Origin of the sequence: Microcoleus sp. PH2017_12_PCY_D_A (genome assembly GCF_020738565.1) — a bacterium.
In the GTDB taxonomy this organism is placed as follows: domain Bacteria; phylum Cyanobacteriota; class Cyanobacteriia; order Cyanobacteriales; family Microcoleaceae; genus Microcoleus.
Genome location: NZ_JAEQCI010000091.1, coordinates 1 through 23,552 on the forward strand (window position 1 = coordinate 1; position 23,552 = coordinate 23,552).

The window sequence follows — 23,552 nt, forward strand, 5'->3', positions numbered from 1 at the left end:
GAGGACTAAAGTCATCACTACCAACCAAGGATAATTGACCGCAAATAATATTAAAATTAAATAGGAAGTTCGATCGCAAATTCAGTACCTTTCCCGGCGATAGACTTGCAGAACAATTTACCGCAGTGCTTATCCGTCACAATCTGCCGAGCAATCGACAATCCCAGCCCAGTGCCCTTACCCACCGCTTTTGTAGTAAACAGAGGTTCAAACAAATGTTGTTGAATCTCATCCGTCATTCCCAACCCGTTATCCGCAATTCGGACCATCGCACTTTCGCGCAAAACTTCCGTGCTAATAGTAATTCTCAGAGGACGATGGTCTTTTTCCCAAGCATCTTCCACAGCATCGATCGCATTGGCCAACAAATTCATAAACACTTGGTTCATCGGCCCAGGATAGCATTTAATCGGCGGCAATTCTCCATAGTTTTGGATAACTTCAATGTCAGGGCGAGATCCTTGATTCTTCAGTCGGTGTTTTAACAGCAACAATGTACTATCCAAAGTCTCCTGCAAATCGATCGCACTAGGAATATCTCCATCCGAACGAGCAAAATTACGCAGCGACAGCGAAATATCTTTAATGCGTTCAGTGCCTATTTGCATTGAATTCAATAGGTGAGAAAAATCCTCAATCACAAACTCCAAATCTATGTCTTTAATCTTGATAGCAATATCTGATGGAGGTTCAGGGTAGTGTTTTTGATAGAGGCTAAGAACTTCTGTAATCTCAGCAAGATATTCCTTAGCTGGCGCAATGTTGCTCACCATAAAACTCAGCGGGTTGTTAATTTCATGGGCGACTCCGGCCACGAGTTGGCCCAGGGCGGATAGTTTTTCTTGCTGCACTACTTGGACTTGGGCTTGTTGCAAAGCGCAGGTGCGTTGTGTAACTTGCTGTTCCAGATTGTCAGTCAACTGTTTGAGCCGCCAGTGAATGTTAACTCTGGCAATTACTTCGTCTTGTTCAAAAGGTTTGGTGATGTAATCCACTGCACCTAATGACAAGCCCTTAATCTTGCTTTCGGCATCTGCTAAGGCCGTCATAAAAATGACTGGAATTGTCTTTGTTACCTGGTTCTCTTTAATGCGGCTACAAGTTTCAAAGCCGTCGATTCCCGGCATTTGCACGTCTAGCAATATTAGTTCTGGGAAAGGGTTTTTTGCCGGATCGATCGCACATTTTTCCAGCATCGCCAGCGCCGATTCCCCGTCCGCTGCAACTCGCACTTTGTAGCCTGCTGTTTTTAATGCCTGCGACAGCACAGACAAATTGGTGGAACTGTCATCGACGATCAAAATAAATTTTTTATCTGATTCAATCATGATATTTTTTCCTTACCCTTGTGATAAATGTTCTTCAATCAATGCCCGAAGTTCTTTGACTTTAAATTTTTCTGCTAAAACGAGTATTTTATTCGCAAAAATCGCCTGTTCGGGATTTGCTGTTTGAATCTCTTGGGCCATCTCGATTACTGCGTCCAAATCGCCAGCTTGAGCTTGTTCGTTTAACAAATGCAAAATCTCGATCGCCGGAATCTGCATTTCATTTGGCATCGCATTTTGCGCTTTTTTACCCGCATCCACTGTGTCGTCATACACCCACTCCAGTTGCAAATATTTGTGAATTAAGCCCAGCAACACCTCTGCTTGCACCGGTTTCGGCAAAAAATCATTTCCCCCTGCATCCAGGCTCTTTTGGCGATCGATCTCAAACACGCTTGCAGACGACACTAGCACGATCGCATCTCTCAGTTTAGGATGAACCCGGATTTGGCGCAACAACTCAAACCCGTCCATCACCGGCATAGCTAAATCGGTGAGGATTAAATCCGGTGAGTTGGCTAAAGCGATCTCAAGTCCTTCCTTACCATCAGCCGCTTCAATTATCTCAAAGCCGATCGGTGAGAGCAAATTCACCAACACAGCCCGATTTTCCCACCTGTCATCCACCACCAAAATTTTGCGTTTGTCGCCCAAGTAGCCCAAAACAGCCCCTTGTTCCACAATTCTAGAACTATCAGCCCAATCTAAAGCCTCCGGGAGTGACACTTGAAAAGAAAAAATACTGCCAAATCCCGCACGGCTTTCTATGAGAATTTCACTTTGCATCAACCCCACAATCTTTTGACCGATCGCGAGTCCCAATCCAGTGCCTTCCGATTGTTTTTTCATATCACCTACTTGCTCAAAAGGCAAGAATATCTTCTTAACTTGTTGTGGTGTCATTCCCGGGCCTGTATCTTCAATTCGAAAGCTAATTTTATATATTTGTTGACTGGAATTTAAGTGATAATTAGAGTCAGACAACTCATCAGCTTTGATGACATCAACCTTAAAAATAACTCCGCCTTTTTCCGTAAACTTAACCGCATTTCCCAGCAAATTCAGCAGCACTTGGCGCAAACGCTTCTCATCACCCAAAACCCCTGTCGGGAGTTGCGAATCAATCTGCAAATCAAAGGAAATTGCTTTTTCCTGGGCGCGAATCATGCAGATTTCGGCAACACCTTGGATGAATGACGGTAGGTGAAAAGCGGCGGGATGCAGTTCGAGTTTCCGGGCTTCAATTTTCGACAAATCCAACACATCATTAATCAGCGTTAGCAGGTGCGAACCGCACTGATAAATGATATCAACGCCGCCCCGTCCTTTTTGCGTCATCGGTTCGCTGCGCTGGAGAATTTGCGCGTATCCTAAAATCCCGTTGAGGGGAGTCCGCAATTCGTGGCTCATGTTAGCCAAAAATTCGCTTTTGGCGCGGTTGGCGCCGTCTGCCTTTTCTTTTGCTATTTTGAGTTCGACGGTGCGTTCTTCGACGCGCTGTTCGAGTTCCGCGTTGGTTTTTTCTAGGGCTGTAAAAGAGTCGCGCAGTTGCTGCGCCATGTCGTTGAAGGATTCCGAAAGCACGCCCAGTTCATTTTTCCCGGAGACTTCCACTGTGCGATCGAATTTCCCGGAGGCGAAATCCTGTGATGCTTTGCTCAATTGTGCGATCGGCTCAGCAATCAGGCGGGAAGTATAAAAACCAACAATCGTCGCCACAATTAAAGCGCCGATACAGAATAGAATCGTGGTGCGAGTATTAGCATTAATTTGCCCCATGAAATCCGATTCAGGAACCGCCACAACTACCAACCAATCCAATCCCCACTCATCTTTCCAGGGTAAAATTTGGACAAAATGGTGTTCTTTATTCAGCAAGAAATCAAGCTGTTGATTATCTTTAATCTTGTTGAGATCGCCAAAATGCTTAACTAAATATTGAGATGTCGATCGGATCAGCACATCGCTACTTTCTGATGCGTTTAACCGTTTAGGCTTGCCATCAATCAATTTAAAAGGTTGCTCGGTGCTGGAACTCGCAACAATTAGCCCGCTGCGTTCCAAAATAAACGTTTTGCCCGATTTACTGACTTTCAATTTACGCAAAAAATCGCTAATTTCCGAAAGACGCTGGTCGATGACGATGACACCAATTAGTTGATTGTTCTTGTCATAAATCGGTCTGTTTGCAGAAACAGACAGAGGATAAGGCGTGGTTGTCCACTGATATAAAACCCATGTCTGTTTTCCAGCTTTAACCGTGTTTGAGTACCACGGTTCTTTATCGAACTCAAAATTTTTAAATATCTCAGCAAGCTTAGTGGGATTGCCCTGACTATCTGTATTGTAAAAGTAATGATCTCGATTGCCACGTTGCTTTGGATTGCTGATGCCAGAAATAATATTTTGATCGGTTTGATATCCAGCACCCGCATACTCGCCTCCTGGAGCACCAAAGCTGATGTAGCCGACATTAAACAATTGCATTTGTTTCCAGAAGAAACGAGCCATATTATCTAAATCTTTGGGATCGAGCAATCCCACGTCGAAGGCATCACCATTCACCTGAGCAAGATGACGGGCTGTGTTGAGTTTGCTGTCTAAATGCTGGTTAATGCGCCTGCTGACTTCAGTCCGCAGTTGAGATGCCAAATCGTTGACGGCTTTCTGTCCGTTGCGAAAGGATAAGTAGCCAACAATGCTGACTGCACCGATAATTTGTAGCACGAAGGGAACAATCAACACGGTTCGCAGCGGCGCATTACCAATCAGTTTCTTGAAGATTGAAGGCTGGGATGATGACATAGGGCAGCTCGTTATTGCAGTAAGGCGGATATTATTTTTGCTCGACTACACTTAGGCATTTTTTTAAGAGATATTTATTGGGCGATCGCCCTTATTGTAGTAGCACCTAATTGGTGTTTATGTATCGATATTAACCCAAAAATGATTTAAGCCAATATTTGGCCCAATGAATTTAATACCTCGCCCGCACAGCCACACTTCTATAAGTTTCTCTAAGTTCCTCGGAGACAAGGGGTTGATGAAGCAAGCGCGTTTTTGAGGTGTTGTTCGCGCTGTCCTGCTAAATAAATATCAGGAAATTCTCGTAGGACTTGGGACGAATTGATACTTAATTGTGGGCTGCGAATACTTAAGCAAATAGACTCAGGTAAGTGCGATCGAGTGTTTTGGGCGATCGTATATTTAAAGTAAAATAAAAGAGAAAGTCCGTGCAGAGTGCCTCCTCTTTTTGAGCGCCACACCTAGGGATTGGGACATCTCAGTCTCAAAAAGTCTGCTTTGATCCAACCTTTGTACTCACTTGCTCTCAATCTTGTCGTCAAATACCAGACATTTCCTTCACTATCTTTGCGACTGAGTGGAGATACGACAGCACTTTTATTTTGGTCGTCATTAGCGACAATCACTAGATTTCCTACCGATACAGTGCCTACAACGCTAAAAATGCTTCCTGCACCAGATCTGATATTAACTTGCGAGCCAATATCTTCACCTACAATATCGGCGACACAGCTTTTATCTGTGATGGATTGAGCGCTGACGCTTTTAGTGATTTGTGGAGCGAAGATAGCTAGAGTGGCGATTTTTAGAAGCATGAAAACGCAAATTTTCACAGGTTTCATAGGTGAGACCAAAACTGAATAGTGATATGAAAATGAGTGAATTAACTTAGATGGTTAGATGGGCGATCGCACAATTAAGCAATCAAGCGATCGCAAACTCTGTATATTGCCGTAAATGCGGTGGATGAAACGCCAAAACAATCTCTTCCCGCGAAACCCCAGCCTGCAAAAAATCTGTCACCACCCCATCTTCTGTCCAATCCTCCTCAATCCAAATTTTGCCATCCCGCAATCGCACGTGAATAGTATTTCCCTTAATCCGTTCTTCCCCATGCCAACCCATTACCATCAATAAATAATGGTCATGTTCTTCGTCAAAAATCAGCGCACTTTCTAGCGTTGAATTGGTAGATTTTGCGTCCAACTCATAATAATCGGTTAAAACTTTCCGAATCAAATGACGATAATACTCTAATTTATCCATCGCTCAACTACCTTCCCGCGAGATGAGATAATTTGATATTCTACATTTTAACTCAAGGGGTATCGACCTTCCATACTCAACTCATCGATACTCAAAATTATGCTTGTTCAAGAACGCTTTCATTGCATCAGACAAAGGATGCTCTACACTAAATTTTCCAAATTCATTAATAAACTCGGGCCATGTATCTGATAGCAGCCCCTGCCGGCGCAAGTATGGATGCAACCAAATCCACTGAAGCCCATAACCTGACGGTCGAAGTCTAAAGCAGCACGCTCCAATACACGGTACTTTAAATTCTTTGGAATAGCCTTCAGCTTCAGGATGAATCCAGAGGAATGCAACACTATTTGGGTCTGTTTCTTCGCCTTCATAACCATACTGAGTAAAATCATAGCCAAACTCACGGCGGAAAAATTGCGCTATTAGATAAACCGCTTTGCGATAAGTCTTGGGGGACTTGGTTGTTACCTTGATTGGATTATCTAGATAGTTGCCGCTGATTAAAGGGCAAACTATATCAATAGTTTTAGGCTCGATCGCGCGCATTGATTAGATTCCTTTAAGTTGGGTGTTTTTCAAACTGAATATATGAATTATAGTTGAGAAAACCTCTTTATTGACTGCCTCCGCGACTGTAAGATGAATTGTCGGTGTTGCCAGGGCCCGATCGCCCGTGTCAATCTTCAACTCTGCCACCGACGGGCGATCGCACGCTTCCTACAGTTTCGGATTAACTTCGATCGCCCGTAACAAACCCAGCAAATCCAATTACTGCCGGATCGGATCTCGAAGTACCCGAGATCGACTACAGTAAACACAAAATATTATTGGCGGTGATTTGAGTGATTGACACTTTAGCAACAGGAATCGCAGCAGCCGGTTCGCTGCTGGCATTGGGCGGATTGGGCCTAGAGTTGAACTATCGCCGGACTGGGAGTGCAAATAAACTAGAACTTACAGCCGGAGAATGGCACTTAGCCATAAACGAACCCAACCGCTATCTGTTGGTTGGCGAAATGGAATTCCGCAACCTGACACAGCGGTTCGAGATTATGTTGCCAGATGTGCAGGCACAGGTGAAACTGCTGTCAGACGGAAGTTTGGATGGCGTGACTTCCCAGACAAAAGTGATTCCTTGTCACGAAGACGCAAAAGCAAGAGCAGACGATTACTGGTTCGGCTATATTGTTAAAGCCAAAAAAACCACAAAAATTAAAGTTTCTGTAGACATTCAAGGGCAAGACTTAAACAAATTGCAATCAGCTTGGGTGCAAATACATTACATCACCTACGGCCCAAGCGGGCGCATCCCCAGAGTCCGCAACGTAGTAGTCCCGCTGCAATTTCCCAACTCGGACACCGCACCCACCGCCCGCAATGTCGGCGTTGCAGAAGTCTTCCCAATTCGCACCCACATCCTCGCCGAACTCGACAATCCCGTGGAAATTGTCAAGCGTTACGTGTTACCGCGCGCCAACAAAGGCGATATTGTCGCCCTCGCAGAAACTCCCCTAGCCTTGATGCAGGGACGCTACCGCCATCCCAGCGAAGTCAAGCCCGGATGGGCGGCGAAGCGAGTCTGCTTGTTTTTCTTGCCGATGTCGAGTTTGGCCACAGCTTGCGGAATGCAGACATTGGTTGATGTAGTTGGGCCTTGGCGCGTAGTTGCAGCATTTGCTCTTGGCGCTGTAGCAAAAGTATTCGGTAAACCGGGAGTCTTTTACCAACTAGCAGGGGAACAAGCCAGACTAATTGACGATGTTACGGGAACTTTGCCTCCCTTCGACCAATTTATTGTCCTCGGCCCGGACAATCCGCAGCAAGTTGTAGAGGAAATTCAACGAGAAACTGGACTTGCGGCGGCGATCGTAGACGCTAACGACTTAAAAGCAGTTAAGATATTAGCAGCGACCTCCGATTTATCGGTAACATTTTTAGAGCAAGCCTTGCGAAGCAACCCCGCCGGGAATGCTGACGAGCGAACACCGGTCGTTTTAATTCGACCTCTGCCGAGCAAAATCTTGAGTTGACAATTGAAAATTAAAAAGTCAAAGAAATGATTTGAAATTTTTAATTTTAGATCGACCAAGAAAGGGTGAAGAATTAAAAGTTCTAAGTTGAGAACTCAAAACTTCCCTAACTCTTCCCCTTTCTTAAAGATATTTGATTTTTTAATTTTTGTTGTCCAGCTTCGTGCTATTACGGTTCTCAACATTGGTGAGGGACTAGCCAACCAAAGTGTGTCAACTTAAAGCTAAAAGCCTTTGTATATGTTGTTTTCCGCTGATGCTTCTTCCCCCTAAATCCCCCTTCCCAAGGGGGACGAAAGAGAATGCTCCTGTCCCCCCCTTCTTAAGGGGGGCTAGGGGGGATCAGGCCTCGATCGCTAGACAGAAGACCAGCACTACGTTTGACCTGGTTGTTGATACCAATAACCAATAACCGATAACCAATAACCAATAACCAATAACCAATTTATACCTTACTTGAGAATTTCTATATGACTTCATTTCCCTCCCAAAACCAAAACCAGGTTGTGATTCGCCCGTTTCAGTACCGCGACATTGAGGCGATGGAACAATTGTGCGCCGAAACAGCCGAACAACCAGAAAATCGCAAAGGCGCAAGTTGCGACTTGGTACTGGGTAAAAAGTTTCAGCAGATTCGCCGCTGGTACGGACTGCTAAAGCTGTTTAGCTTGTTTCCAAACCCTTGTCAGTCGCTGTTTCGAGCCCATGTTGCCGAAGAAGAGGGGACAGTTAAGGGCATAATTCAGATTTCTCCTTTTAACCGCACCCGCAGCACTTGGCGGATCGATCGCGTCGGAGTAGACCCAGAAGCGCGCAGCAAAGGCATTGGTTCGATGCTGATGCGGTACTGCTTCGAGGCTGTGTGGGAAGCGCGGACGTGGCTGCTAGAGGTGAATGTCGGCGATAAAACTTCCCTGGCTTTGTACCGGCAGAACGGGTTTCAGCCGTTGGCCCAGATGACTTATTGGTCGATCGCCCCGGAACGCCTGCAAGAAATGGCCTGTGCGACGCCAGATTTGCCCAACCTGCTGCCGGTAAGCAACGCCGACGCTCAATTCCTATATCAACTCGATACCGCGTCTATGCCGCCGTTAGTACGTCAAGTATTCGATCGGCACATTCAAGATTTCAAAACCAGTTTCTTCGGCGCCTTATTTGAAGGTGTCAAACAATGGCTGAGCAAAACAGAGGTAGTCAGCGCCTACGTATTTGAACCGCAGCGCAAAGCCGCGATCGGCTATTTTCAGATACAGCTATCCCGCAACGGCCAACAGCCGCACGTCGCCCAGTTGACAGTGCACCCGGCCTACACTTGGTTGTACCCCGAACTGCTATCCCAAATGGCGCGCCTCGTTCAAGATTTCCCAGTCCAAAGCCTGCAACTGGCTTCCGCCGACTATCAGCCGGAACGGGAAGCTTATTTAGAGCAATTTGGAGCCGCCCGTCTGGAACACAGCTTGCTGATGTCGCGATCTGTGTGGCACAAATTGCGCGAGTCCAAGTTAGTCTCCCTCGAAGGACTCCAGCTAGCAGAAATGCTGCAAAGCTTCCAGCCAACTCGCAAACCCGTACCCGGCCGGATGTCCTGGCTCGGCCCAATGGCTGGGGAAGCTGCTGCAGCGCCCGCGTCGTCCGAGATTAAGCCCTTTTTGTTGGACTCAGGAAACGTCCAAGCTAATCAAGTTAACCCCTTGAACTGCCAGAATTCCGAATCGGGAGCAACAGATGCCAGCAGTGTTTTGCCGTTGAAATTGCCTGAGTTGCCGATCGACGGCGAATCGCAAGAATAAGACTTAATTTCTGATATAATGTCGGCTAAATTAAAGGTTTGATCGTTCGGACTTTAGTCCTCTTCTTTATGCGGACAATAAAAGGTTTGATCCTTCGGACTTTAGTCCTCTTCTTTATGCGGACTAAAGTCCGAACGATCAAACCGAAAAAACTCAACTTCTTCCCTTCTTCCTTCGCGTTCTTCGCGTCTTCGCGGTTCGTAAAAAAAAATATTCCGGTAAGAAAGAAGTAAATCTAAAATCTAAAATCTAAAATCTAAAATTGATTGATTGATGTCCAACGATAAATTATGGATTTCTGCCCTCGGATTAGATATCGGCAGCAAACGAGTCGGCATCGCCGGGTGTGACGGCACTGGTTTAATCGCTACGGGGATTGCTACTCTGGTACGATCGTCCTTCGATCGAGATGTAGCTTATCTCAGGGCGATCGTAGAGGAGCGGAGAGTGCAAATTTTGGTGGCAGGCTTGCCCTACTCCCTCAACGGAGAAGTGGGCGCTCAAGCCCGACAAGTCCAGAAATACGCCACTCGCATCGCCTCCGCCTTAGAACTCCCCCTAGAATACGCCGACGAGCGCCTGACTTCTGTGGGTGCAGAGGAACTGATCCAAGCTCAAGGGATGTCGCCGTCGCGCCATAAGGGTTTGATCGATCGCAAAGCAGCGGCCTTGATTTTGCAGCAGTGGCTGGACGATCGCAGGCAAAAGATTGGTGCAATTCCCAATCCCGATAGGTTGTAACAGAGGCGTGATATCCTAGTTGTGCAAGTTTGCTACGCACACCTGTAAGCGTTGACACATGGGAAAAAATTCCCCAGAACCTCGGTACTGAAGCAGCACATAATTGTGATTTGTCCTCAGTGTCGCTTGCGAACTCGGCTGAGATTTAAACGCTGCACTCCTCGCCTGTGGAAAATGCCGCGAGTCTCGCGGTTGAAGTTTGTGGACTGGCGATCGCCCGCTCGGCACAATATCACCACGAAAATCCCCAATTGTCAAGCAAAGATTACTGAATTATTGACGGAAAATTAAGATACACGCGATGTCCTCATCCCCATACCGCAAAGAGAATGGTAATTCCCACGAAACGTCCGTCACCCTGACGGATGAACTTGGGCGATCGCTAACTTGCAACATAGAATATTCGATGAACCTAGAAGGTCAAGAATACGCTTTGCTGCTGCCGATCGACTCTCCTGTAGAAATTTTTACTTGGCACGGAGACGATACCGACGAAGCAGCAATTCCTGTAGAAGACGAGACCGAAATTGACAAAATTTTTGATACCGCTACAGTTGTTCTAGAAGAGCAGAACTTGAAGCTACGGCGCACGGCAGTCACGCTCACTGTGGTGGGCGAATTGCCGGAATTTCCTGACGAGGATTTGGAGCCTAATGCCGATCCCGATGAGGAGTCGGAGTTTGAGGAACTGATGTGGTTGACCAGCTTCTATCACGAAGAACAGGAATATGCCATTTATACGCCTCTCGATCCGTTTTTTATCTTGGCAAGAATGAATGATGACGGCAAGCCTGAATTGCTCTCGGAAGAAGAGTTTCAAAGGCTGGAACCGATGTTGCCGATGCTGGAAGACCAGTTCTTTGACGAGCTAGATTAGATATTAATTGCAGGCAGAAGGCATGAGGCAAAAAGCAGAATTTTTGACTATTTTATAAAATAGTAAACTGCTCGGTCGATCGAACTTTTTCTCTTAGGCCACCTTCTGCCCTGCCAGCTATGACTGTTGAATCTGGTCTTGAAAAAGGCTGGTATCCGTAACTTTTTGGTCATTAATTGCAGATCATCAGTCATTAGTCGTTAGTTAACCGTCGCTGATCGAGGACAACGGACTATGAACAAAGAACAACTCACAAAAAGCAGCGCGCGCGAGAGCCGAAAAGCTCCTCGGCAAGTCTCTAAATGGTTGTTTTATCTGGCGTTGCTGCCGATAATTTGGGGAGTTGGCGCTTGGCAGGGCTGGGCTTGGTGGAGCTGGGCTTCTGCCCCTCCTAAAACAGCCGCCGAGTCAACATCCCCAGGCAAGGATGCTGCTGTTTCGATTCAAATCCCCCCCGGTACTTCCAGTCAAAAAATCGGCGAAGATTTGGAAGCGGCGGGCTTAATTCGATCGGCAGGAGCATGGAATATGTGGGCCCGCTGGCTGACGATGCAAAACCGCGACGGAGGTTTTAAAGCCGGAACTTATCAACTGTCACCGACTCAGCCTCTGAGTGCAGTTGCTGAGAAAATTTGGCAGGGTGAAGTCGTACAGCAGAGTTTCACGATTCCCGAAGGGTGGTCATTGCAACAAATGAGCGCTTATTTTGAAGCGCAAGGTTTTTTTCCGGCTAAGGATTTTATGACGGCGGCGAGTCAAGTTCCCTACGCTCAATACCCTTGGCTGCCGAGCGGCTTGCCTCATTTGGAAGGGTTTTTGTACCCGGATACTTATCAGCTAGACGGCGATGCAGTCAGCCCGGAAGCTGTCATCAAACAAATGCTCGGCCGTTTCGAGCGGCTGGCTTTACCAGTGTTTCAAAAAAATCAGAACAATACTAAGCTTTCTTTGAAAGAGTGGGTAACTTTGGCGAGTATTGTGGAAAAAGAAGCTGTGGTTGCTTCCGAGCGCAATCGGATTTCTGGGGTATTCAACAACCGTCTGAAAAAAAATATGCCCTTGGGTTCTGATCCTACAGTTGAATATGCTCTCGGTATCAGGCAAACTAAGGAAAAACCTCTGACTTTTAAACAGGTAGAAACGCCTTCTCCTTACAACACTTATATCAATGCAGGACTACCGCCGACTCCGATTGCCGCACCGGGAATAGCCAGTCTGGAAGCGACTTTGGCTCCCGAAAATACAGAATATCTGTATTTCATGGCGCGGTACGACGGCACTCACATTTTCAGCCGCACTCTGGCCGAACACAATGCTGCTGTGGCTCAAGTTGACCAAAAAGTGCGATCGGGTCAATAGATTGGCAATGACTAATACACATAGCGGTTCTCAGAAAGATGAGGTACCCGCCGACGTGCATAGGGCATAGGGCATAGGGCATAGGGTATAGGGCATGGGCCGGGTTCTCCGGCATACCTCACTACGCTTGAGAACCGCTATAAGTAAAAAGTCAAAAGTTACAAAGCAAAGGCCAGCATAATTCACTTTTGATTTTTGACTTTTTCAATCTTTAAGTTTCCATTTCTTATTTCTCAATCTAAAATCTAAAATCTAAAATCTAAAATCATTATGACGTGGGGAAAACTACTACAGCCAGACTTAGTTCTAGGCAATTCGATCGTAAATTTAACGGCTGATATTCTTGAGAAATATCATATTAAAGGATTAGTGTTGGATGTGGACGAAACCCTCGTTCCCATTACAGCAATCAATGCTTCTGAGGAACTCAGCTTGTGGGTGGCAGAAATTAAACCAGTAGTATCGCTGTGGTTGGCGAGCAATAATTTAAGCGAGACTCGGATCGGTCGAATTGCTGAGTCTTTGAATCTACCTTACATCACTGGTGCGGCTAAGCCGTCGCGCCGCAAGTTGCGAAAAGCCGTGACGGCGATGAATTTGCCGGTGGAACAGGTGGCGATGGTGGGCGATCGACTTTTTACTGATGTTTTGGCCGGCAATCGTTTGGGTATGTTTACTATTTTAGTTGAGCCAATGGTTGATGCTGGCTATGCGATGCGGAAATATCCGGTGCGTTCTTTTGAGGTTTGGGTATCTCAAGCTTTGGGTGCTTCTCTTGATAGCAGAAATTAGTCATTGGTAATTGGTAATTGGTAAGATCGTGTTCGGTCGATTAGCATAACAAAAACGCTTTGTTCGTAGTGCGGACTTCAGTCCGCTCTGATGTTGCGGACTGAAGTCCACACTACGAACCTTACTGGGGCTAATCGAGCAGACATGATATGACTGCATCATCAAGCGTGCAAACTTTGTAAAGTCGGGGACGATCGCCAGCTATGCAAAACTGAGATGCTTTCTATGAAGACTTGCATTCTTGACTACAAATCAATTTGATGGCTGTGCGATCGCACGCAGATAATATAACTAATCACCGATGACTGATGACTAAAACTATTGTTGTTAAAATAGGAACTTCTACACTTACTCGATCGACTACCGGGAACTTAGCTCTGTCAACCATTGCTACATTAGTCGAGATTTTGGCCGGTTTACAGCAACAAGGCCATCGAGTAGTGTTGGTTTCTTCCGGTGCGGTGGGAGTGGGCTGCGCGCGCTTGGGCTTGACGGAACGCCCGCGAAATATCGCTCTGAAGCAGGCTGTGGCAGCCGTGGGACAAGGGCGACTGATGCGCGTATATGACGACTTGTTCACTACTCTACAACAGCCGATCGCCCAAGTATTGCTCACCAGGGGCGATTTAGTGCAGCGCAACGGCTACGTTAACGCTTACAATACCTTTCAGCAACTGCTGAGGTTGGGCGTAATTCCGATCGTCAACGAAAACGATACTGTAGCCGTAGACGAGCTCAAATTTGGCGATAACGACACGCTTTCGGCGCTGGTGGCGAGTTTGGTAGAAGCAGATTGGTTGTTTGTGCTTACGGATGTCGATCGGCTGTATTCAGCAGATCCGCGCAGCAATCCCGACGCGCAGCCGATCGCCCTAGTCGAAAGTATGGCACAACTCACCGAATTTCAGGTACAAACAGGAGATTCCCGCAGCGGTTGGGGAACCGGCGGAATGGTAACAAAAATTGAAGCCGCCAGAATTGCCACAGCATCGGGAGTACGCACAGTCATCACCAACGGCTGCTTTCCTGGTAATATTGAGAAAATATTGAACGGCGAGGCGATCGGTACTCAATTCGAGCCGCAACCGCGCCCTGTAAACGCTCGCAAACACTGGATAGCTAACGTGCTAATTCCAGCCGGAAAACTGTATTTAGATGCGGGTGCTGTCAAAGCAATTTCCCACGGCGGAAAATCGCTGTTAGCTGCTGGAATTGCTGGAGTAGAAGGAGAGTTTCAAGCTGATGATTCCGTGCAGTTGTGCGACGCTGAAGGCCAACAAATAGCGAGGGGACTTGTGAATTATAGCAGTTTAGAATTGAGACAAATCAAAGGCTGCAAGTCAGATAAAATTGCTGAAATTTTAGGCTATGCAGGCGTAGAAACCGCTGTACACCGAGATAACTTAGTGATTGTTTAATTATTAAGATAGGACCTAGGAAGGTCATTCGCATCTACGCAAACGATGTCCGAGCTCAGAGGGACTGAAGGAGGTAACATAATTTTAACCGCCGACTCTTCAACCCGCGCACCATCCGGGTTTTGTTTGTGTAGACGCGAATGACCTTCGCCCAGGTGCGAATTTTTGTATAGACGCCGTTTCAACGGTCTTCTTAACAAACGTCCAAACAGTCAAGAGTGCGATCGAACGCAGAAATAGAGGATACTTGCAGCACAGTTTTGCAAGAATTTGTTGTACTGTGTCCGAACAGCTCGTTCATCGCTTCTGTAAATAGTTCAAATACATTTTGTGCTAATTCTAAAGCTGCTTGGCGTTCCGCATCAGAAAGTTCTATCTCTGCTAAAACTTGCAACATCTCCGGTGTATTTAAAATGTGATGATTTTCCAAACCCACATAACTTCCTCCCAAATAAACATATTCTTTTTTAGTGATTTTCTCTAATTCCATAATCACTGCTAGCGCTGCTTCACAAAAAACTGTGGCGGTTCCTTCCAGGGCTTCGACTAACACCAGTTTTTGAATGGGAGATGCTTTCCAAGCGTAGCGTTCGAGCACCGAACAGAGCGATCGAGTTTTTTTAGTTTCTTCACCCCAAAGCAGCCTTAAGTCGCCGTAACTCATTAATTTGTTGAAACCCAATGTCTCTAGATGTTGCAGATACCCGTACCAGTAGTAGTTTTCTTTATAAGTATATTTGTTAATCAGTTCCTGAACCTTGTTATTGCTGGAAGATTCTCGGAGGACGTACTTGTTTAAATCGCTCAAGCCCATAGCCAAAGGATCGAGTACAGGTGCAAAAATTAGTCGTTGATTCGGGTGAATGTTTTTATTAGCTAGAAATTCAAATAACGGCAAGGTTGCAAACTCATGTTTTTTTTGTGCAATAAATGCCATAATCTCTTTCATAGCTTTTTCCTCGAAGTGGCTGTTTTCAAGATAATCTCGATCCCTTCATTAATTATCTATTTTTGTGAGTCTAAGTAATTGTGTTTGCGATCGTACATATTTGTATTTTAGATCGGATATTGAGCGTGTTTTCCGTCACACAAAAATGTGATTTGCATCATGTTAGGGCAAATTACAAGATGTCATTGCGAACGTAAAGCATTGAGGTGAAGCAATTGCAGGGGTCTGAGACTACTTATCTGGGCTGTTGCAACCGCAGCTTAGATAAGTATTTAGACGGACACGATCTAAGTCAGGACTTAAGCAGAACCGATGAAAAATAGATCCTGCGATTAAAAAACAGATATTGCGATCGCAAGGGCTAGCTAGCCATGACAGAAATACCTAATTAATGCGTGAGTCCTGTAAGCCTGCAAATAACAATTTGCTCTTCCCAGAATTGCCTTTAGGTGCATTGTGAGCTACTCTGTCTTTTGGATCGGTTAAGAAAACAATAGGAGTTAATCTTGGAACGGACTTTTTTAGCGATTAAGCCCGACGGCGTACAGCGCGGACTCGTCGGCGAAATTATCGGTCGTTTTGAAGCTAAAGGCTTTACGCTAGTTGGGATGAAGCTAATCACGGCGAGTCGGGAACTAGCCGAACAGCATTACGGCGTGCACAAAGAAAGACCGTTTTTTGCGGGACTGGTAGACTTCATCACTTCCGGGCCGATGGTGGCGATGGTGTGGGAAGGGGACGGCGTTGTGGCGTCGGCGAGAAAAATGATTGGCGCGACAAATCCTCTGAATTCTGAACCGGGAACAATTCGCGGCGATTTTGGTGTGAATGTCGGCCGCAATATTATTCACGGTTCTGATGCTGTGGAAACTGCGAATCAGGAAATTAGTCTCTGGTTTAAAGCTGAAGAATTAAGCGCTTGGACTCCTTGTTTGAGTCCTTGGATTGTGGAGTAGTTTTGATGTTCTCCCGATTGTTAATCGGGAGATATTCTTAGTTTTAATAAAAATTTTCTTGGACGCACCCAAATCTCAGAAACCGGGTTTCTTCCGATATTTCTCGTACTCTACCAAAAATTGTTGCAGAAACCCGGTTTCTCGCCACCTACAAAGTCTTGGTGCACAATAATCTCAGAAACCGGGTTTCTTCCGATATTTCTCGTACTCTACCAAAAATTGTCGCAGAAACCCGGTTTCTCGCCACCTACAAAGTCTTGGTGCACAATAATCTCAGAAACCGGGTTTCTTCCGATATTTCTCGTACTCTACCAAAAATTGTTGCAGAAACCCGGTTTCTCGCCACGCAACGACAGAATTGCGATCGCCCGCGCCCCAAATCCTCTCGCTTACCCACAGATCCGCCGGGGGTTATAAACCCCCGTCTCATAGGAAAAGTCCTCTTAAAGAGGACTGAAAAACACAATTTTCAACAACCATTGTCATATCTCCCCAGTCGGTTAAAAACCGACTTGCGCTCTCTCGACGGGGATTTAAATCCCCGGCGGACTTGGGGACAAACGACAGAATTGCGATCGCCCGCGCCCAAAATCCTCTCGCTTACCCACAATACCCGTCACACACCCTACAACTATAAGTCTGTAAAAAACTGAGGACTAAAGTCCTCACTACGAACATACATTCATCAAACAAAAAACCGGGTTTTTTACCAAAACCCGGCTACCACGAACACAGCAATTTTAACACAGCTCAAGCCTCAATTCTTCAATAACTTCATGCCCATTTTCACCTTGTCGAAAATCGTCTTTTGCGAGACACAAGTAATCAGACAAAGCTTGCCGCAATTCAAAGTATCCCGGCGGACTTCCTGAGCTTTTTCGCCGTACCAAATCTCGCGGGCACTGGCTTCTTTCACATTCCCAATCACCGGAAACTCATCGCACAACTTCACATCGCCGCGCGTATCGATCCAGTAATTGCGGAGTCCAACGCGACAAGGCCGAGTCGAATCGGGAGCTTTTTCTTCCTGGAAGTGAGGCACCATCAAACGCAATACTTCATCGCTGTTCATAATTGGCGCGCCGTTTTTCTTCATCTCAATTAAGCGCTCAATTACCTGTGAAAATTCTTCCCTGTCTGATTCTTCTATCCACAATTCTGAATAGGTTTCTGGTGTCCAGCGGTTGACTGGCTGGAAGTTCACCGTCGTGGCTCCAATTCCTTTCGCCCAGGTTACAATTTCCTCTAGGTGGCGGAAGTTGAGCCGATTGATAGTTGGTTTGACGTTGATTGGAAACAAGACGTTTTGTTTTTCTTGTTCTTCCCGCAGATAACCGATTCCTTTGGAAAGTCTGTCAAACAATCCCGGTTGACCGCGCAAATAATCGTGGAGTTCTGCGTTGGGCCCGTCAACGGACATATTCACATTAAAAGGACGCGCCGCTACAGTTTTCGCTGCATTTTCCCGAGTCATGCAATAGCCGTTGGTGGTGACGCCGGCGTGGATGCCGTTTTTGTTGGCAAATGTCAGCAAGTCTAGAAAACCTTTCTTAATATAAGGTTCGCCGCCGCTAAAGTTGATGGAAAATTCGCCGATAAATTCTTTGACACTCAACAGGGCATTTTGCCAATCTTCGATCGTCATTTCGTCTTTATATTCTTTGAGCCGCCAATACTCGCACTGGCGGCATTTCACGTTGCAGTGCTCGTTGACAATCCCGTAAAAAGTAACTGGGGTTGTCATGTCTAGCCCTGTATTGATCCGCAGCGATTCGGCTACTGCGCTCTTGGTGTGCTTGACGCCCAGTCTGGATAATGTTAAAGCATCCATGTTTTTGTTACCTTACGTGTTGTTTACTTAAGTCAATATTATGGAATCGAGCTTGGTAAGTATGGTTACGTATTTCTCGTTACCTATTCCTCGTGAGTACGTATGCACCATCCTAATCGTCTCTTTGGGATATAGGTAGATGATTTTCAAAAATTTATAATATGAAGCATTGTAACGTATAAATATTTCAAATGTATCAAGGGATTATTTGTGTTTAAAGATGAATGCTGCTTAATAAGTGGCAAAAAGTATTCGCCTGAAATTGACTTAAATCAATAAATTGTAAATTTAACTGAAATTTTGTTAAATAACTTAATAATTTGGCTCAGTAAAATTACTTAAGTATGCAGTACCAATAACTTAAAGTTATAATGAAGTGAGCGGCCCGTAAACCATTTAACTTCACACAACCTTTAAAATATGAAGGAATTTAAGTATTTCAACGGCAAAAAATGGCGATAAACATGGGACGATATTTGCACGTACTGAAATTGTTCTGGGGTGCGGCGATCGCAGCCGAGCTCGAATACCGCATCAACTTTGTCCTCGCAACCCTCAGCAGCCTGGGAAACCTTGCTGGTAGTTGGTTTGGGCTGTCGCTGTTCTACCGTACTGGCTACAGTTTTTCGGGCTATTCGTGGGAACAAGCTTTAGTGGTACTCGGCATTTTTACGGTTTTGCAGGGGTTTTCGTCAACTTTTCTGGCGCCCAACCTCAGCCGTATTGTCGATCGAGTCCAGCAAGGTACTCTCGATTTTGTCCTCCTCAAACCGATCAGTTCCCAATTCTGGCTATCTGCAAACACTGTTTCCCCTTGGGGAATCCCAGATTTAATTTTCGGCGCCCTATTGCTGCTGTATGCTGCTAACAAATTGGGAGTAGGAATAGGCAACTATTTTTTAACAGCAATCCCGCTGTTATTCGGAACTATTACTCTTTACAGTATTTGGTTTATGCTTGGTGCAACTAGCATTTGGTTTGTCAAGATTTACAATGTTACCGAAGTGCTCAGAGGATTGTTAGAAGCTGGCAGATTTCCGATGGCCGCTTATCCCGCAGCTTATCGATTTTTCTTCACTTTTGTAGTGCCCGTTGCCTTCTTGACGACTGTGCCGGCCGAAGCCATGCTGGGTAGAGGTGACATGGTTTGGATCGCAGGGGCTGGTATTTTGGCGATCGGGCTGTTATTTTTATCCCGGTATTTCTGGCAATTTGCACTCCGCTTTTACACCAGCGCTTCGAGTTAAGTAAGTAGGTAAACTGCTGCGCGGCCAGAGATTGTCTGCGATCTTTTAGGGAAAAAAGCGATAGAATGTTTGACCAGTCGGGAATAGTCCAGGAAAATATACAGTTTGAATGCAGTACAGCCGACGGATAAATATTTTTACCCTATCTAGTTATATTCTAAAAAAAACTGTAAAATTTCTACATATCCTTAGAAATCTAAACTCTCAATCAACTACACAAACGAGGGCAAACGAATGAAAAGAAAAAAACTGGGCAACAGTAATTTTAATATCAGTGCGATCGGTTTGGGTGGTATGCCGATGTCGTTAAACGGCCGGCCGCCAGAAGCGCAAGCAATTGCGGTAATTCACCGCGCCCTCGATTTGGGCGTTACTCTGATTGACACCGCAGATTCTTATTGCCAAGATGAATCTGACAAACACCACAACGAGCATTTGATTGCCAAAGCTTTGCAAGAGTATACGGGAGATATTCGGGCTGTTACTGTGGCAACGAAAGGTGGTTTAATGCGGCCTCAAGGTGCTTGGACGCGCAACGGCAATCCCCACCATTTACGGCAGACAATTCGCGAAAGTTTTGACGCTTTGGGCGGTCAAAAGCCGATCGACCTTTGGCAATATCACTCGCCCGATCCGGCCTATACAATCGAAGCAGCCCTAGCGCCGGCAAAGGAAGCAGTAGAAGCAGGAATGATTCGATTTATCGGAGTTTCCAACTTTTCTGTAGAGCAGATCAAACGCGCGCGCGATACAGTAGAAGTTGTCTCGGTGCAGAATCAGTACAATCCGTGGCACAGACAGCCGGAATCCGACGGCGTACTGGAATATTGCGAAGCCGAAAAACTGACATTTTTCCCCTGGAGTCCTTTGGGGGGCAGCCGTCGGGCTACTAGCTTGCAAGATCTGCCTGCGATCGCGTCCTTAGCTGCCGAAAAAAACGTTTCAGTTTACTGTATAGTATTAGCTTGGTTGATGGCCAAATCGCCCTGTGTCGTTCCGATTCCCGGCGCGACAAAATTATCCAGCATTGAGGACTCTGTAAAGGCGATCGAAGTTAAATTGACTGACGAGGAATTGCAACAAATTGCAGAAAGTTAAATGCGTAAGCTGTTGGGCGTTTAAATTGGAGGTTCGGGGCGGGCTAGAAGCCCACCCCACAAGATTTAAATGATTTCTTGACATACAATTTACATAGAGAACAGCTTCTAACCAAAGATTAAATAGGTAAAATTACCTTTGTTTCAGGAATTAAGTTTTATGGAAGCTAATCAAGTGAATGCCGATCGAGACGTAGCAATTGAACATCAAAACGTACCTGTCGCCCATGAAGGACTGCACAATTTTTTATACAGTTCCGACTCAGAACACAGCGCAGCTACCGCTATTTCTGAATTAGAAAATGACGGCACGCAAATAATGTCGATCGCAACTTGGCGCACTTTAGCAACTAATGCGAAAGTCGCCGGCGTTTACGCTGTAATCGACACTTCCGGCAACACCCAGTATATAGGTTATTCGCGAAATATCCTGCTTTCAATCAACGGTCACATCGCTCAAAATGGCGCTGAAAATTGTGCTTTTGTGCGCGTGCAAACTTTTAAATTCCCGAAGCGGGAAGAAATGGAAAGTTTGCGGGATGCTTGGATCGCTGAACTCGGCAGCATTCCGCCTGGAAACGGCGCCGAGAGCGAGATGTGGGCGAGTACAGTGGGTCAAGCAGCGCGATCGGCAATGTCTGCAGCAGAGCAACAAGCCTATGAGGAAAAGAAGCTGAAATTGCGTAAAGCAATGGCAGATTCTACTCTTACCAAAGAGTTGGAAACAGCAGCTAAAACTGATGGGGAGGGAGACAAGCATCTGGAAGCTGTTGTTAACAATGACGATGATTGGAGTGCTGTGATTCAATCGCAAACTCAGGAAACAAAGTCCGGCGAATAAAATTCGGTGTTACTTAAACTTTCGTTTGTTGTAAGTAAGCGATCGAATTTCTCTCATTGCGTGGCGAGAAACCGGGTTTCTGCGACAAATTTGCGTTGAGTACGATAAATCTAGGAAGAAACCCGGTTTCTGAGATTGCCGCGCGTCCAATTCTTTGGTGCGTGGCGAGAAACCGGGTTTCTGCGAAAATTTTGGATTGAGTACGAGAAACATAGGAAGAAACCCGGTTTCACCAGATTAGGGTGCGCTCTAATTTCATTGAGTACGAGAAACATAGGAAGAAACCCGGTTTCACCAGATTAGGGTGCGCTCTAATTTCTGTCGTTGCGTGGCGAGAAACCGGGTTTCTGCGACAAATTTCGGTTGAGTACGAGAGATATAGGAAGAAACCCGGTTTCACCAGATTAGTGAGAGCGACTTTTTTTTCGTTCAGTAACCAAAGTCAAACTTATCCATTCACCCTTGTCATTGTAACTGCGAATCATCCGAAATCGCAAGTCAGGTTCTACCAACCAACCGGCCTCAAAAAATATAGGTTTTCTGGATTCAACTTTCACCGGACAAGTGCAAGAACCTCCGTCGGGAAGCAGCAAAACTTGCACGGGCGTTGCACCTTCGTTAAAATTAATCACAGAACCGTCTATGCTGCCGCTAGAACTGATAACGTTAGCATTGCTGCCAAAAGTGATTTTCTGCACTATGCGATCGCCATTTTGCAAATCCAATTGCAGTTTAGTAGAATAGCGATCGGGTGAACGCCAGTCTGGATACATTGTCACAGCCTCGCCCTCCCATTCTCCCAGCAAATCGCCAACCGTTAAAGGCGGACGTTCGGGGACATTTTTGTCAAGCTGCTTTTCCCGAATTAAGGTAAGTTTGGATAAATTGCCGTCGGTATTGTAGAGTTGAACAAAGCGCAACCGGCGATAATTGTAGATAAAACCAAACTCGGCGCCGCATTCAGAATAAGGCGCTAGTTGAATACTTCCCTGACAAAAATCTCCATTCTCAAAAAATAGGATATCTCGTCCCAAACTCTGATATTCTCGAACAAGTTCGCTGACTTGGGGTTCGCCGACACCGCTAGGATTTGGGGAGAAACGGCGCAGTTTCAACCGCACAGTTTTGTTGTCGTTGAGTCCTTCAAGAGAAATAATGCTGGGAGTATCTTGAATTACCTCTCCCCGCGTTGATAGCTGAGTGAAGGAACCGTGCCATTCTCCTAAGTTTTGCAGAAAGTTTTCCCACTGCGCTACCATATTCTTACCTTTGGATCTATGTCTAAAAATAGAATTATAACTCTACTGACGGATTTTGGGTTGAGCGATGTTTATGTGGGAGTGATGAAAGGTGCGATCGCCCAAATCAACCCGCAGTTAAAAGTGATTGACATTACGCACCAAATACCGTCTCAAAATATTGCGGCGGCGAGGTTTTGTTTGATGGCTGCTTTTGCTTATTTTCCAGCGGAAACCGTACACGTTGCGGTTGTGGATCCGGGTGTGGGTAGCAAGAGACGCGCGGTGGCGGTGAAATGTGCTAGTTGCTTCCTTGTCGGGCCGGATAACGGGTTGTTTAGTGGGGTGTTGAGTCGCGAAAGTGCGTTAGCGAAGCCCTCGAAGAGGATCGCCGCTGTAGAGCTCACCAATCCGCAATATTGGCGCACACCCGAACCCAGCGACACCTTTCACGGTCGCGATATTTTCGCAGCAGCGGGCGCTCATTTGGCGAATGGGGTGCCGCTGGAAGAGTTGGGAAGGGCGATACGCGCTGCGAGTTTAGTGCAGCTAGAGATGCCAAATTGCGCCGTTACAGCCACAGGTGCGACAGGTTGCGTTCAATATGTCGATCGCTTCGGCAATCTCATTACCAATATCCCGAATAATTGCATTATGGGCAACAATTGGTCAGTGACAATTAACCATAGTTCTGATACAATTCGCATACCCAGCGGTCAGACGTACAGCGATAGCAAGCCAGGGGATTTAATAGCCATAATTGGTTCTGACGGTTGGCTAGAAATTGCCGTTAACGGCGGCAGCGCCCAATCCGTTTTGCAGCTAGAAGTTGGAGATAAAATAGAAATAATATTATCTCCACATCTCGAACCATCACCATAAAACAGGTTCGTAGTGAGGACTTTAGTCCTCTGAATTAGGAGAGGACTAAAGTCCTTACTACGAACCTATTTATTCATCTTAATAGGTTCGTAGTGAGGACTT

21 protein-coding genes are annotated in these 23,552 nt (G+C 45.9%); 13 read left to right on the forward strand and 8 right to left on the reverse strand.

Annotation, left to right across the window (positions count from 1 at the left end; translation table 11 throughout):
• Positions 1-56 precede the first annotated feature (56 nt).
• From JGK39_RS23875 to JGK39_RS23895, 5 genes are all read right to left on the reverse strand, one after another.
• Entirely contained in the window at positions 57-1,328 is a 1,272-nt protein-coding gene (locus JGK39_RS23875; RefSeq protein ID WP_293246133.1) for a response regulator, read from the reverse strand.
• 12 nt (positions 1,329-1,340) lie between these two features.
• Positions 1,341-4,133 carry a hybrid sensor histidine kinase/response regulator gene (locus JGK39_RS23880; protein WP_293246130.1) on the reverse strand — a complete coding sequence of 931 codons (2,793 nt, stop codon included), beginning with the start codon at positions 4,131-4,133 and terminating at the stop codon, positions 1,341-1,343.
• 461 nt (positions 4,134-4,594) lie between these two features.
• The gene (locus JGK39_RS23885) at positions 4,595-4,948 is read right to left on the reverse strand and encodes an SH3 domain-containing protein (RefSeq protein ID WP_293246126.1); all 354 of its coding nucleotides are present in this window, start codon (positions 4,946-4,948) and stop codon (positions 4,595-4,597) included.
• 109 nt (positions 4,949-5,057) lie between these two features.
• Positions 5,058-5,399, reverse strand: coding sequence for a XisI protein (locus JGK39_RS23890; protein WP_293297577.1), 342 nt, complete (start codon positions 5,397-5,399; stop codon positions 5,058-5,060).
• Positions 5,400-5,480: 81 nt separating this feature from the next.
• On the reverse strand, positions 5,481-5,948 hold the full coding sequence (locus tag JGK39_RS23895) for a hypothetical protein (RefSeq protein WP_293246113.1): 468 nt from the start codon (positions 5,946-5,948) through the stop codon (positions 5,481-5,483).
• A 296-nt stretch (positions 5,949-6,244) separates the two neighbouring features.
• On the opposite strand from JGK39_RS23895, the gene JGK39_RS23900 reads away from it, so the two are divergent.
• The 7 genes from JGK39_RS23900 to proB all read left to right on the forward strand — a co-directional run bounded on the left by JGK39_RS23900 (position 6,245) and on the right by proB (position 14,409).
• The gene (locus JGK39_RS23900) at positions 6,245-7,432 is read left to right on the forward strand and encodes a F420-0:Gamma-glutamyl ligase (RefSeq protein ID WP_293246110.1); all 1,188 of its coding nucleotides are present in this window, start codon (positions 6,245-6,247) and stop codon (positions 7,430-7,432) included.
• Positions 7,433-7,902: 470 nt separating this feature from the next.
• Positions 7,903-9,222 carry a GNAT family N-acetyltransferase gene (locus JGK39_RS23905; protein ID WP_293246107.1) on the forward strand — a complete coding sequence of 440 codons (1,320 nt, stop codon included), beginning with the start codon at positions 7,903-7,905 and terminating at the stop codon, positions 9,220-9,222.
• Positions 9,223-9,495: 273 nt separating this feature from the next.
• Positions 9,496-9,963 (forward strand): Holliday junction resolvase RuvX, encoded by a 468-nt coding sequence (gene ruvX, locus JGK39_RS23910; protein WP_293246104.1) that lies wholly within the window; start codon positions 9,496-9,498, stop codon positions 9,961-9,963.
• Positions 9,964-10,264: 301 nt separating this feature from the next.
• Positions 10,265-10,840 carry a DUF3727 domain-containing protein gene (locus JGK39_RS23915; protein ID WP_293246098.1) on the forward strand — a complete coding sequence of 192 codons (576 nt, stop codon included), beginning with the start codon at positions 10,265-10,267 and terminating at the stop codon, positions 10,838-10,840.
• 234 nt (positions 10,841-11,074) lie between these two features.
• Positions 11,075-12,199 (forward strand): endolytic transglycosylase MltG, encoded by a 1,125-nt coding sequence (gene mltG / locus JGK39_RS23920; protein WP_293246086.1) that lies wholly within the window; start codon positions 11,075-11,077, stop codon positions 12,197-12,199.
• Positions 12,200-12,469: 270 nt separating this feature from the next.
• Entirely contained in the window at positions 12,470-12,991 is a 522-nt protein-coding gene (locus tag JGK39_RS23925) for a YqeG family HAD IIIA-type phosphatase (protein WP_293246083.1), read from the forward strand.
• Positions 12,992-13,299: 308 nt separating this feature from the next.
• On the forward strand, positions 13,300-14,409 hold the full coding sequence (proB, locus tag JGK39_RS23930; protein WP_293246080.1) for a glutamate 5-kinase: 1,110 nt from the start codon (positions 13,300-13,302) through the stop codon (positions 14,407-14,409).
• A gap of 193 nt (positions 14,410-14,602) precedes the next feature.
• Here proB and JGK39_RS23935 read toward each other — a convergent pair whose 3' ends face one another.
• Positions 14,603-15,358, reverse strand: a complete 756-nt coding sequence (locus JGK39_RS23935; RefSeq protein WP_293246077.1) for a hypothetical protein — start codon at positions 15,356-15,358, stop codon at positions 14,603-14,605.
• 506 nt (positions 15,359-15,864) lie between these two features.
• Here JGK39_RS23935 and ndk point away from each other — a divergent pair.
• Positions 15,865-16,314 (forward strand): nucleoside-diphosphate kinase, encoded by a 450-nt coding sequence (ndk, locus tag JGK39_RS23940; protein ID WP_293246074.1) that lies wholly within the window; start codon positions 15,865-15,867, stop codon positions 16,312-16,314.
• Between the two features lie 161 nt (positions 16,315-16,475).
• Complete coding sequence (locus JGK39_RS23945) at positions 16,476-16,967, forward strand: hypothetical protein (protein WP_293246071.1); 492 nt, start codon at positions 16,476-16,478, stop codon at positions 16,965-16,967.
• A 104-nt stretch (positions 16,968-17,071) separates the two neighbouring features.
• Here the strand turns inward: JGK39_RS23945 and JGK39_RS23950 are convergent, their stop codons facing one another.
• Positions 17,072-18,145, reverse strand: a complete 1,074-nt coding sequence (locus JGK39_RS23950) for a radical SAM protein (protein ID WP_293246068.1) — start codon at positions 18,143-18,145, stop codon at positions 17,072-17,074.
• Positions 18,146-18,597: 452 nt separating this feature from the next.
• Between JGK39_RS23950 and JGK39_RS23955 the strand changes: the two genes are divergently transcribed.
• The 3 genes from JGK39_RS23955 to JGK39_RS23965 all read left to right on the forward strand — a co-directional run bounded on the left by JGK39_RS23955 (position 18,598) and on the right by JGK39_RS23965 (position 21,330).
• Positions 18,598-19,392, forward strand: a complete 795-nt coding sequence (locus JGK39_RS23955; RefSeq protein ID WP_366516003.1) for an ABC transporter permease — start codon at positions 18,598-18,600, stop codon at positions 19,390-19,392.
• Between the two features lie 234 nt (positions 19,393-19,626).
• The gene (locus JGK39_RS23960; protein WP_293246065.1) at positions 19,627-20,490 is read left to right on the forward strand and encodes an aldo/keto reductase; all 864 of its coding nucleotides are present in this window, start codon (positions 19,627-19,629) and stop codon (positions 20,488-20,490) included.
• Between the two features lie 159 nt (positions 20,491-20,649).
• On the forward strand, positions 20,650-21,330 hold the full coding sequence (locus tag JGK39_RS23965; protein ID WP_293246062.1) for a GIY-YIG nuclease family protein: 681 nt from the start codon (positions 20,650-20,652) through the stop codon (positions 21,328-21,330).
• A 404-nt stretch (positions 21,331-21,734) separates the two neighbouring features.
• On the opposite strand, the gene JGK39_RS23970 is transcribed toward JGK39_RS23965, so the two are convergent.
• The gene (locus tag JGK39_RS23970) at positions 21,735-22,589 is read right to left on the reverse strand and encodes a DUF3598 family protein (RefSeq protein ID WP_293246059.1); all 855 of its coding nucleotides are present in this window, start codon (positions 22,587-22,589) and stop codon (positions 21,735-21,737) included.
• A gap of 18 nt (positions 22,590-22,607) precedes the next feature.
• Here JGK39_RS23970 and JGK39_RS23975 point away from each other — a divergent pair, with 18 nt between their 5' ends.
• A complete protein-coding gene (locus tag JGK39_RS23975) occupies positions 22,608-23,450 on the forward strand; it encodes an SAM-dependent chlorinase/fluorinase (RefSeq protein ID WP_293246056.1) in 843 nt (280 codons plus the stop codon).
• Positions 23,451-23,552: the final 102 nt, after the last annotated feature.